Source organism: Apilactobacillus sp. (assembly GCF_025290035.1).
Taxonomy (GTDB): Bacteria; Bacillota; Bacilli; order Lactobacillales; family Lactobacillaceae; genus Apilactobacillus.
Genome location: NZ_JAMBKT010000001.1, coordinates 1 through 12,654, shown reverse-complemented (window position 1 = coordinate 12,654; position 12,654 = coordinate 1). Strand labels below are relative to the sequence as shown.

At 33.1% G+C, this 12,654-nt stretch carries 10 protein-coding genes and 1 pseudogene; 4 read left to right on the top strand and 7 right to left on the bottom strand.

Going from position 1 to position 12,654, the window contains the following annotated elements; all coding sequences use genetic code 11:
* The 5 genes and pseudogenes from M3005_RS00055 to M3005_RS00035 form a co-directional block, all read right to left on the bottom strand.
* Nucleotides 1–101 (bottom strand): annotated as a pseudogene (locus M3005_RS00055) (aspartate racemase); the annotation flags it as partial.
* A gap of 10 nt (nucleotides 102–111) precedes the next feature.
* Nucleotides 112–1,362: a carboxylate--amine ligase gene (locus tag M3005_RS00050; protein ID WP_293792581.1), complete on the bottom strand. Its 1,251-nt coding sequence runs from the start codon at nucleotides 1,360–1,362 to the stop codon at nucleotides 112–114.
* On the bottom strand, nucleotides 1,355–2,893 hold the full coding sequence (locus tag M3005_RS00045; protein ID WP_293792580.1) for a UDP-N-acetylmuramoyl-L-alanyl-D-glutamate--2,6-diaminopimelate ligase: 1,539 nt from the start codon (nucleotides 2,891–2,893) through the stop codon (nucleotides 1,355–1,357). The genes M3005_RS00050 and M3005_RS00045 overlap by 8 nt, the downstream gene beginning before the upstream one ends.
* Before the next feature lie 32 nt (nucleotides 2,894–2,925).
* On the bottom strand, nucleotides 2,926–4,809 hold the full coding sequence (gene asnB / locus M3005_RS00040) for an asparagine synthase (glutamine-hydrolyzing) (RefSeq protein WP_293792579.1): 1,884 nt from the start codon (nucleotides 4,807–4,809) through the stop codon (nucleotides 2,926–2,928).
* Between the two features lie 230 nt (nucleotides 4,810–5,039).
* The gene (locus M3005_RS00035; RefSeq protein WP_293792577.1) at nucleotides 5,040–7,301 is read right to left on the bottom strand and encodes an excinuclease ABC subunit UvrA; all 2,262 of its coding nucleotides are present in this window, start codon (nucleotides 7,299–7,301) and stop codon (nucleotides 5,040–5,042) included.
* 173 nt (nucleotides 7,302–7,474) lie between these two features.
* Here M3005_RS00035 and M3005_RS00030 point away from each other — a divergent pair, with 173 nt between their 5' ends.
* Nucleotides 7,475–7,813 (top strand): hypothetical protein, encoded by a 339-nt coding sequence (locus M3005_RS00030; protein ID WP_293792575.1) that lies wholly within the window; start codon nucleotides 7,475–7,477, stop codon nucleotides 7,811–7,813.
* Nucleotides 7,814–7,840: 27 nt separating this feature from the next.
* On the opposite strand, the gene M3005_RS00025 is transcribed toward M3005_RS00030, so the two are convergent.
* Complete coding sequence (locus M3005_RS00025; protein WP_293792573.1) at nucleotides 7,841–9,583, bottom strand: S53 family peptidase; 1,743 nt, start codon at nucleotides 9,581–9,583, stop codon at nucleotides 7,841–7,843.
* A gap of 124 nt (nucleotides 9,584–9,707) precedes the next feature.
* On the opposite strand from M3005_RS00025, the gene mscL reads away from it, so the two are divergent.
* Entirely contained in the window at nucleotides 9,708–10,079 is a 372-nt protein-coding gene (mscL, locus tag M3005_RS00020) for a large conductance mechanosensitive channel protein MscL (RefSeq protein ID WP_293792572.1), read from the top strand.
* Between the two features lie 107 nt (nucleotides 10,080–10,186).
* The gene (locus M3005_RS00015; RefSeq protein WP_293792571.1) at nucleotides 10,187–10,819 is read left to right on the top strand and encodes a deoxynucleoside kinase; all 633 of its coding nucleotides are present in this window, start codon (nucleotides 10,187–10,189) and stop codon (nucleotides 10,817–10,819) included.
* 39 nt (nucleotides 10,820–10,858) lie between these two features.
* Here M3005_RS00015 and pepV read toward each other — a convergent pair whose 3' ends face one another.
* Nucleotides 10,859–12,268 (bottom strand): dipeptidase PepV, encoded by a 1,410-nt coding sequence (gene pepV, locus M3005_RS00010; protein ID WP_293792570.1) that lies wholly within the window; start codon nucleotides 12,266–12,268, stop codon nucleotides 10,859–10,861.
* 115 nt (nucleotides 12,269–12,383) lie between these two features.
* Between pepV and M3005_RS00005 the strand changes: the two genes are divergently transcribed.
* Nucleotides 12,384–12,654 (top strand): NAD(P)H-hydrate dehydratase (locus M3005_RS00005; RefSeq protein ID WP_293792567.1); only part of this gene is annotated, 271 nt, incomplete at its 3' end.

Genomic DNA, 12,654 nt, shown 5'->3' with positions numbered 1-12,654 from the left:
TCTTGGTCATTAGAAGCGGGAGTTCTTTCGTTCAATAAATGAATATAACTTTCAGTTGCTTCCGTTCCCATTCCACCAATAATAGAGAAAAAATGTCTCATCTTATCATCCTTATTTTTCGCTAAAGTATCGTTTGAAATTCTTAGCATAATTATGCTTAATCCAAACATCTAGTAGCTTACGCTTTAAGCTCTTATCTTTGTCATACCAGAAAGTAGTTCCATATTGACCCTTTCTAATTAGTTCCAAAGCAAACTCTTTGTCAGCGTTAGATTTAGCATACTTCTTAAATACGTCTTTACCAAGGCCTAACCATAGATAGCGTTTTGTTTTATCTTGATTTGCATAAACTACATCTTGATTTTCAAGGCTGTTATATGCGTAATCTTGTACAACCCAATCAGCTAAGTTATATCCGTTTAAACTAACAAAGAAGCTACTTCTTCCTTGTCTTAAGTTAATTTCAAACAACTTAAAGGTATTGTCTCTTGTGTCATACTTCATATCAAAGTTAGCATAACCAACATAGTTGATATTTTCTAAGAAACTTTGCACCATTGAATATAGTTTTTCATTATATTCTGGCAAAATTGCAACATAGTTACCAATGTTAGAAGGTGTTGGATCTTCCAATAAAGGATGCCCTAAACACATCATTTTAACCTTATGATTTTTATCAACATATGCATTCAAGGTGCGCATGTTACTGTCATCACCTGGAATGTAGTCTTGTAGAATTAAGTCTGATGTATATCCATTAGTGTAGACTTTCTTTACAATATCATTGAATTCATCTTCGCTTTCAATGATAAATGCCTTTTTTCTACCTTCAAAATGAACATCTAACCATTCAACACTATTAGTTGGCTTTAATGCCACTGGATATCCAAATGGTTGTTCGATTGTATCATTAGATTCAAAATCATCTTTGCTAATAATTTTGGTTTTTGGATATGGTAAGTCAAATTTTTCACATAGTTTGTAAAAGTTTTCCTTACTGTTTAATTGTTTGATTAAAGTATAGTCAACATATGGACAAACAAAAACATCTTCTAATTCGTTCTTATGCTTAGAAATCAATTCAGCGTATCCATCTCCACAACCAATTAAAATAACTGGTTCACTATGCGTTGCATACTCTTTCTTTAGTTCTAACATAGAATTAATCCAAACAGGATCTTCACTAAATCCATCGATTAGTGTTAAATCGATAATCTTTGTGAATCTGGTTGGAGCTAAGCTTCTTTCAGCATATGCTTTTACAGGTGTTTGATATTTTTCATATAATGAACGAGCCATTCCGTAGGCGTTAAAATCACTACCTAATAAAATGACCGTAAAGTCTAATTTTGAATTATTCATGTTTTATCCCTTTCAAAACATTTTGAACTACAACGGGATCTGTTTCGTATGGTGTATCTACTCCGTTGATTTTTTGGTAAGGATCTCGTCCTTTACCCGCAACTACTATCATAGCATTTTTATCTCCAGCGTAAATAGCTTTTTTGATTGCTTCCTTACGATCCAATTCAATTTCGACTTTAACTTTTTTATGATCAATATGTGAATCAATTTCATTAATAATATCCTTAGGATCTTCAAAGGCTGGATCATCAGTTGTAAGAAATGCAATATCAGCATTTTCAGATAACGCTTTTCCGAAACCTTCTCGACGATCAATACCTTTATTTCCAGGACTTCCAACAACAACGATTACCTTACCGTTTTTGTTATTATTTTTTAGAAAACTTAAAAGTGCATGCATACTTGCATAATTATGCGCATAGTCAACGTAAACCATCCCATGTTCATCAGCTGCATACGATTCCATTCTACCCGGAACCACAACTTCACTTAGTCCAGCTTTAGCATCTTGACTAGTAGCATCATCAATCGCCGTTGCGATAATGGCTGAAACTGCATTTGCTTCATTGTAATCACCAACAACATTAATATAATATTGTCCATCCATATTTAGACCGGTAGCCTTATCAGTTTGACTATCTAATTGAATTTCATTTTTGTCGACAGTGTCAGAAATACTGTTAAAAACAAAATCCATTTGATATTGATCAACATTAGCACCTTTACGACTAAATAGGTAAATTTTATCTGGATCTGTAGTAGCTTTTGCTGCTTCGTAAACGTCATTTAAATAATCAGTATCTGCATCAATTATGCAGTAAGTAGAATTAACCATTAATTGTTCCTTGCAGTGCAAGTAATCTTCGAAGTTGGGATGTTCATTAGGTCCAATATGATCTGGTGAAATATTTAAAAATATTCCCACATCAAAGTGTAGCCCATATACTCTAAGCTTTTTATATGCTTGTGAAGAAACCTCCATGACAACACTTTCCATCCCATCATCAACTGCCATTCTCATGTATTTAAATAAATCTAGTGATTCTGGAGTTGTTAAATGCGATTTAAATCGTTGTGATGGTTCATTCCCAACAACTGTATCAATTGTTGAAATTAAAGCCGTTTTATTGTTGTTATGTTTATCTAAAATACTTTTTGCAAAGTATGAAGATGTTGTTTTTCCCTTAGTCCCAGTATATGCAATTGTAAATAAATTATTCTGAGGATAGCAGTAAAAGGCAGCGCCTACTAGAGACATTGCCTTCTGCACGTTATTTACAATAATTTGCGTTAAACCAATACCTTCACTATAGCTTTGTTCCGCTATATATCCGGTTGCACCGGCCTTTTTGGCCATCGCTAAATACTCTGGCTTAAAGTTGCCTTTGCAAAAGAATAAAGTATTATCTTTAACATTTCTGGAATCGTAAGTCACCTCATTAAATGAAGTACTATTAGCTACCGTAACACTTTCCAATAGTCCATGTTCAGATAGTATTGTCTTAATTTCATCAATTCCAAGATTCATTGTTTTAACTTCCTAACGTCGAGATTTCAAAATTATGCTTGTAGTTGTACTTTGTTAATAGTATCAGCATTAGTATCTTCTGGGAAGTATACTTCATACCATAAAATAAATAGATATGGAGTCATGATCTTTTGCATACTTGACTTACCTTCATCATGTTCCTTTAGAATTCTTAATAATTCGTCAGTATTGAAGAATTTTTCAGCAACATCTGATGTGAAGGCTTCTACGATTCTTTCATGGAATTCTGGTTGTCTAATCCATGAAGCAATTGGTGATGGGAAACCAAGTTTTTCTTTCATTGCAACCTTATCTGGAAGAGCTCTTTCAGCTGCTTTACGTAATGAAATCTTAGTTCCTTCTTTATTGATTCTAGTCTTAATTGGCATTGTTGAAGCAAATGCAGCCACTTCTTTATCAACAAGTGGAGTTCTAACTTCAAGAGAGTTAGCCATACTCATACGGTCAGCCTTTTGTAAGATATCGAAAGGTAACCAAGTATTAATATCGAAGTATTGCATTTGAGTCATTTCATCTTTATCAGCTACTTCATCAAAGATGTACTTAGAATATGCACCAGAATCAACGTTTAATGATGGATCCTTCAATAGTTTATTTCTGTCATCAAAGTTAAATACGTAGTTAACACGGTAGTATCTTTCACTCAATGGTTGAGCACCACGAATTAAGAAACGACGACCATGGAATCTAGGCATCTTAGTTGCCATCTTAGCAAGTGCTTGTCTAATGAATGATGGAACAAACTTTTGGTATCTTTCAAATGGAATAGCTTCCAAGTATGTGTTGTATCCACCAAAGAATTCATCAGCACCTTCACCAGATAAAGCAACTTTAACTTCTTTACTAGTACCTTGTGCTAAGTAGAATAATTGAATAGCTGAAGGATTTGATAATGGTTCATCCATGTAATACATCATTGTAGGTAAGAAGTTAAAGTAATCTTCACCTGTAATCTTAATTGGTGTATTCTTTTGACCAATTTGGTTAGCAAAGTCAGTTGACCATGAAAGTTCACTAAATTTAGGATCATCGAAACCTAATGAGAATGACTTAATTGGTTTTAACTTAGATGCTTCATTTAAAACGTAGCTTGAGTCAACACCACTTGATAAGAAACTACCAACTTCAACGTCAGCAATCATATGTGCTTTAACTGAGTCTTTAACGATTGCTTCAATTTTTTCAGCATCTTCTTCTACAGTTTGACTGTTATCAATGTGATCATAGTTAAACTTGTAGTATCTGTGAGTTTCTGTCTTCTTTTCATCAATATGATGAACAAAGTAAGTTCCTGGAAGCACTTTAAATACGTTCTTAAATAAAGTTTCAGCTGATGGAATAAATTCGAAACTTAAATGAATTGGTAATAAGCTAAGATTTAATTCTTTTTTGAATGCTGGGTTTGACATAAATGCTTTTAGTTCTGAACCGTACATAAATGCTTCACCATCATCATAGTAGTAAAGTGGTTTGATACCAAAATGATCACGGGCACCAAAGATTTCGTTGTTTGCACTATCGTAAATAACAAATGCATACATTCCACGAAGTTTATCTAGTAACTTAGGACCCCATGCTTCGTATCCTCTAATTAAAACTTCTGAATCAACATCAGTTTCAAATTCCCAACCTTCTGAAATTAATTCTTGTCTAATTTCTTGATAGTTGTAAATTTCACCATTAAAAGTAAGTACTTTTTTCTTATCTTTACTGTATAGAGGTTGACCACCGTGTGCTAAATCAATAATTGATAAACGACGGAATCCCATTGAGACCTTATCGTCTTGGAAGTATTTTTCATCATCAGGACCACGATGCTTAATTCTATCAGCCATCTTGCTGATTGTGTCGTTAGGCACGTCTTTTTGGTTTACATATCCACAAAATCCACACATAAGTAAATTCCCCTTTAGCTTTTTTATTATTAAATGTTTGATTTATTTTTTTATTGTACTAAATTCATTGTACCAAAATATTACTAATTTAGGCTATAAAAATGGTACTTTAGTCATCACAATAAATTAGTTAGTACACAAACTAATATTATTAAGTATAATCATATCACACTATCTGTCCAGAAAAATCTTCCTAAAAATAAAAAAGAATGTATTTAACATTCTTTTCTCTATCTTCTTTCTTGATTATATTCAGCCATTGCTGAACCTGTAATTGAATCTTTTACATTTAAAGCATCTTCAGGTGTCCCTGAATAAAGGATTTTACCGCCGTATCGACCTGCTTTAGGACCCACATCAATCATCCAATCAGCTTGACTAATCACTGCTAAGTTATGTTCAACGATAATTAAGGTGTTTCCTTTATCTACTAATTCTTTAAACAAATTAGTCATTGTAGATACATCATTCATGTGAAGCCCAGCAGTAGGTTCATCTAACAAGTAAACCGTACCGGTTTTGTTTAATTGTAAAGCCAATTTTAGTCTTTGAACTTCTCCACCTGACAACGTATCTAATGATTGTCCAAGTGATAAGTAATCAAGACCCACTTTTTTCATATTTAATAATCTATCCCTGATTTCAGCATAGTCATCAAAAAAGTTAATTGCTTCATTGATAGATAAGTTCAATACTTCCGCGATGTTTAATCCATTAACAGTGTATTGAAGTGCTTCATCACTATATCTTTTTCCGTGACATTTTTCACAAGTTTGAATAACTGGATCCATAAATGCCATATTAGTAATTTGAACCCCTCGACCCTTACATAGCGGACATTTACCTTTTCCGTTATAGCTAAATAGTTGTCTGGAGACATTATTTTTATCACCGAAGATCTTTCTAATTCGATCTAATATATCTAAATAAGTTGCTGGTGTAGAACGAATATTAACCCCAACTGCATCTTGACTTAAATCAATAAAATCATCTGTTAACTGATCTTTTACAGCTTGAATTAATGAACTCTTTCCAGAACCAGCCACTCCCGAAATAACTGTTTGTGCCTTTAATGGAATATCAACATTCGCATTTTTTAAATTATGAATATTTACATTTTCTAATTTTAGATAATCAGAGAATTTCTTTTTCGGTTTAAAACTTAATGGCTCTTTCAATAATTTCCCAGTAATTGCGTCACTATTTAATAGCTCTTGATAAGTTCCTTCAAAAGTTATATTTCCCCCATCTTTACCCGGTTTAGGTCCAATTTCGACAACATTATCAGCAATTGGAATTAACTCAGGGCTATGTTCAACCACCAAGACAGTATTGCCTTTTTCTTTTAATTTCTTAAGGGCATGCTTGATTAGTTTTATATCTGCGGGATGTAGTCCTACACTGGGCTCATCTAGAATATAAACCATGTCAGATAAGGAACTATTCATGTATTTGGCAATCTTAATTCTTTGTGTTTCACCACCAGATAAAGTATCAGTACTTCTATCAAGGGTTAAATATCCTAATCCTAATTCAACTAAAGATTGAATCTTGGTTCTTAATTCTCTAATTAAATCCACCACAAGTGATTCATCAATATTATCTAAAAATTCAATCACATGGTTTAAATCCATTTTAAGAACATCTGCTATGTTGTTATCGTTAATTAGACATGTTAAAACTTCCGGTCTTAACTTAGTTCCATGACATTTATCACAATCAGTTCTAGTAACAATTTCACTAATAGCTTCTTTGTGATGTTCTCCTTCTTTACTTTCAATAATAGATCTTTTAATTCTAGGAATAACTCCTTCATATAAAATGGATTTCTTCCATTCTTTTGGAGCATCAGTTAAATGATGTTGTGGTGCATATAATAAATCATGCAATTCTTCATCACTATAATCTTTTATCTTTTTATCATTATCAAACAATCCAGTATAAGCGTATCTCTTCCAACGCCATGTTCCTGGACCAAAACTAACGAAAGTGATTGCACCTTCGTTAAGTGACTTATCGTAATCAATTACTTTATCAGGATTAATGTGGTCAACGTATCCTAAACCTTGGCATTGATCACACATCCCTTGTGGTAAGTTAAATGAAAACGTATCTGAGTAACCTACAAAAGGTTTTCCAATTCTTGAGAATAGTAATCTAAGAAGTGAATAAATTCCTGTATATGTAGCTAATGTAGATCTTGGATTTTTACCCACTTTCTTTTGTTGAATGACTATTGCAACTGGTAAATTATCTATTCTACCAACATGAGGAGCTCCATATTTAGGAAGATATTGTTGCGTAAAACTAGGAAAAGTTTCGTTCAACTCTCTTCTTGAGTTGGCAGCAATTGTATCAAATACTAATGATGATTTCCCTGCTCCAGATAAACCGGTAAAGACAGTAATAGCATGTTTTTTGATACTAATATCTAAGTGCTTTAAGTTGTTTTGAAAAGCGTCGTGAACCTCGATAAAATCTTGTTTTGACATTTCAATCCTCCTATATTCACTGATGGTATTCATTATAGTAGTTATTAGTATCAAATGCATTTATCTTGTTTAATAGTTAAGAATTTATAAAATTATCTTGATTGATAGTATATTAAATCAATTTAATACTATAATAAAATTAATGGTAACCTATACAGAAAGAAGATGAAATTATGACAGAACCAAAGAAAGAACAAATGCTATGTTTAGTAATGTTTATCTGTAATAAATATAAAGGCAAGGACTTCAGATTTGCCAAGTCTTTAATTTCTCACAACTTTGAAGAAACAGTTGAAAAACTACACACCGCTTATGAAGAATCAAGACAAGCGTTCAAAAAACGTATGTTAAAACCAATCAAGATTCCTGCAGATACAGTCGCAATCGATTATAGTGCTGCTTTTGAAAAATTAACCGCTACTAAAATCATGACTTATCAACTAAAGAAATACTCAAAACATGCACTAATTGCTAAACAAATGCTTGAAAGAATCGGCGAACCAGTCGATTAAAAAAAGGACTTCAAATGAAGTCCTTTTTTATTTTATTAAATTAAATAATTTGTCAAAGTTAACAGTTCCCAATCCAGTTGCTTGATTGTAGATCTTATTATCTTGAGGAGCATAATAAATGTTCGTTTCATTGTCACCATACAGTGGATTAAATGGTGAATTGTTAGATTGAGCTAATGAATATATTCTTGGATTCCACAATCCTAATCGACGATTCAACTTACTTACATAGATTGCATTAACCGCTGCTATCTGCGGTGCAACGATACTGGTTCCACCATCTATTAACCACTTCCCATTATAGTAAACTGAGTAACCAGTTTGCGGATCGCCATTAGCAACTATATCAGGCAAGTTTCTTCCACTACTTGTTCCCGTTAATACTTTTGGAGTCGCTAATTGGTTTGCCACGCCTTTTGACATGTCCCAGTGCTGAATTGCACGATATGAGTTAACTCCTGATACATTTTGTTGATAATCAGGTGTCGCATTAAATTTGCTGAATCCACCCCCGCTACCTACAAAATAACTGTCCAAGAAAGTTGATTGGTTAGCGTTATATAATTCGATGGAATTAAAGTATGGATAAAGAAAATCGTTAGACCAGACACGTTCATTACTAACGTTAACCACATGTCCATTCACATTGTATTTAGTGGGAACTGTGGTGGCTCCCACTGCTGTAATGTATGGGGATGAAGCTGGTGTTTCAACGGTAAGTTTGGTAATCCCACTTTGAATCCCATCATATGCACCATTATCACCAGTTGAATTAAAGATACTTATGCCTTGTGAAGCTCCTTGAAGTAAAATTTCGTTGATAATGTCATTATAATTATCCGGCAGAATCTTATTATCAATCATTTGTTCAATTTCTGCTTCACTTATCCCCCAACTTAATGAAATACTATCGGACTTATTACTACCAATTGCATTAGCAAAACTATTAATCATTCCCGATATTGTTGGTTGAGCTAAATAGACATTAATATTGGCATTATTAGCAATTGAACTAGCTTGTTGAATGTCCATCGTGGTTTCATCACTTAATTTTTGATTATCTTTATTTGAATCTGTATAAACATGAATCCGATTTAATGAATTCTTGATTCCCATCTTTTGCCAAAATGCTTTGATATCATTCTTACTAAATCCACCAAAAGAAATAATGCCAATGTTAGCGACTTTATGGGACTTATTATTAATCGTGTCTTGCAAATGATAACGTTTTATAAAATCAGATGGACCTCTTTTTACGCCAAAGCTACTTGATTGGCTACTGCTTGATAAGTGATCATAATTACTTAATCCAATTATCCCACTAATTTTTTGGTCTAAACTATTAGCCATTTTCGGTGTTTTATTGGGCTTAGTAACATAGGTTTTATTAATTTTTTCCTTAATCAGATTGAAATGAAAAGCTTTTTCAATATTATTTTTTGCTCCTGTAACTTTGATAACTAAATTACCAGGATATACTTTTGCTTTTAAATGATGACTAGCCAAGTATTTTTTTATTTTATTTATGGTTGTAGTTGATTGTCCATATTTACGGGAGAATTCTTTCGTTGATAAAAAGTTAGTTCTTGGTTGACTCACATAGTTGACCAATTCATTGTTATTTTGATCTTTCAAAACGATTGTAAAACTAGATTGGCTACTTTTATTTGTTTTACCGAATGCTGTAACATGATTTGCTTCCTGCACATATAGCATCCCCGCGAAGCAAAGCACTAATGTGAAACTAAAAATCATCTTTTTTAAATTCAATATTCTCACCGCCTATGAAATAATGATATTCCTAAAAAAGTCTTAAGTATATGAATTTAAACAATTCTTTAGAAATTTTATGTTAAGATTAGTGATAGATATAAATTGAAGGGAGGTTTATCATTTGTTAAAAGAATTTAAAGCCTTTATTGCTAAGGGAAATGTTATGGACCTAGCTGTTGGTGTAATCATTGGTTCTGCCTTCACAGCTATCGTAAAATCATTTACTGCTGATTTTATTAACCCTATCCTTGGTATCTTCACTGGTCAAATTGGTTTATCAAGTTTTGTAATTACTGTTGGTAATGCTAAGTTCTTAGTTGGAAGTTTCATCAATGACTTAATTAACTTCTTAATTATCGCATTCGTTGTCTTCCTTATCGTGAGAACATATAACCGATTAGCAAAACGTGATACCACTCCTAAGGACACTAAGACTGATGCATTATTAGGAGAAATCCGTGACCTATTAAAAGACCAACAAAATAATAAATAATTAAAAACCTGTGTGATATTCTCACGCAGGTTTTATTTTTTTGATATTAAGTTGATACTTAAAATATGATAAAATAGTTATTACTAATTACTAAATGAGGAGTTAATATGGTGATAATTACAGCTGGAATGATTGGAGTAGGAAAAACTACTTTAACTGGTAAGATTGCTGAACATTTAGGCACAACCGCTTTTTACGAACCAGTTGGAGAAAATCCTGTTCTACCTTTATATTATAATAATCCAGAACAATATGGATTCTTGCTTCAAATCTATTTTTTAAATAAACGTTTTTCAATGATCAAACAAGCGTTATCAGACGATAACAACATTTTAGACCGTTCTATTTATGAAGATGCGTTGTTCACAAAACAAAATAACGCTGAAGGTAATATTTCAGACATGGAACTTAAAATTTATCTAGAACTTCTAGATAAAATGATGGATGAATTAGACGAGTTACCAAAAAAAGCTCCTGATTTGATGGTATATGCTGAAACTGACTTCGAAACTATCCTTCACCGTATTAAAAAACGTGGAAGAGATTATGAACAATTCGATAATGATCCAAAACTAAAAGAATACTATTTCCACATGTGGGAAGCTTACAAGAAATGGTATGAAGAATATGATAAAAGTCCTAAAATGAAACTGGACTTACAAAAATACGATTTATCTGATGACAAAAATGTTGATATTGTGCTTGCACAAATTGACGAAGAACTTAAAAAAATTAGATAACAAAAAGACCAATCACGGTTGTGATTGGTCTTTTATTTTTTATTCTAAAGTTGCTAATTCATTAATTGATTGACCGTAAATAGCCATAGCTAGTAATAAATCATCAATTACTTGGTATTCATTAGCTTGATGCATTGTGTTTTCAGTCCATGGGAAATCTGCACCGAAAGCAACTCCATATTTCATTAAACGTCCGTAAGTTCCTCCACCAACAACACCTGGTTGAGCGTCAGTCTTACCTGTACGTTCTCTATAAACATTTAATAACTTATTAACGATTGGTTGGCTTGGATCAACATAATGAGCTTCCATGTCATCTGTATTTTCAACAGTTCCATCCATCACTCTAGCAGCTTGTGTTAAGTGGTCACCAATTTCTTTTACAGTGATACCCTTTGGATATCTGAAGTTAGTGTTAACGAATCCACCATCAGTTGGGTTGAACTTCAAAATACCAACGTTCATAGTTAAATCGCCCATAATTTCATCGGTATGACTTGCGCCAATACGGTTAGCTCTAGAATCACCATGCAAGAATTCAGCAACGAATTTGATAAAGTTTTTAGCGTCTCCAGAGAAATCATATCCTCTTAAGAAGTTAGCCATGAAGGTACCACCATTAACACCGTTACGTGGTTCCATTCCGTGAGCAGATTTACCAATTAGATGTAATCTGATTCCTTCTTCTGTAATTTCTGAACCACCATCTAACTTTCTGTCTTGCATGAAAGTAGAGAATTCTTCAGCCATTTGATCCTTAAATGATGTCTTGATTTCAGCGAAGGCATCTCTTGGAACCATGTTTTCTCTAAGACCAGCATTGAAATCTTCTAAGAAGTAATCAGCGCTTTCGTCTTGTTGGTTGCCAAAGGTAGTTTCAAAAGTAGTATTACCCTTTTCACCATTAATAACAGGGAATTGTCCGTCAGGAGAGAAACCAAAATCAGGTTCTGGTTCTAATTCAAAGTAATGTTTCATCCCTGTCCAATTACTTTCTTCATCGGTACCGATAATAAAACGAATCTTGCAATTTGGTTCAATTCCTTGATCCTTCATCATCTTTAAACCATAGTAAGCAGCTAGACCGGGTCCTTTATCATCTGATGTACCACGACCATATACCTTACCATCTTTGATTGTCATTTCAAATGGATCTGTATTCCAACCTTCACCGGCTGGCATAACATCAGCATGTACTAAAATTGCAAATGTCTTATCACCAGTCCCATATTCTATGTATCCAACTAAATTATCTAAGTTCTTGACTTTAAAACCGTCACGTTCACCAATTTCTAAGTACTTTAGTAATCCCTTTGCTGGACCTGGTCCTAAAGGAAATTCATCAGTAGCTTCCGCATCATTACGTTCACTATCGATTGCGATTAATTCCTTTAGATCTTTTAAATAATCTTCTTTGTAATCTTTTGCTAATTGATCCCAGTTAGTCATTTGAAAATCCTCCCTTATCTTTTAATTTATTTTAGCATACTATACCGAAAAGACATCAATGATGTTTACTTTTTTTAGTGATATACTGAATTTGTTACGTAAGGAGGAATCTAAATTGTTTAATCCATCAATTAATATTGTAAAACGAACAATTCGTAAACGTCCCAACAATAGTCATAAAGGAACTTTTGGGAAAGTATGTATCATCGGTGGCAATCAAAACTTCGGTGGCGCAGCGATTATGGCCAGTAAAGCCTGTATATATTCTGGTGCTGGTTTAACCACTACTTTTACTGATACTCTTAATTTAGATAGCCTTCATAACATTATCCCTGAAGCAATGTTTGTTGACTATCACGATGCCAATCAACTTCAATCCATGATTA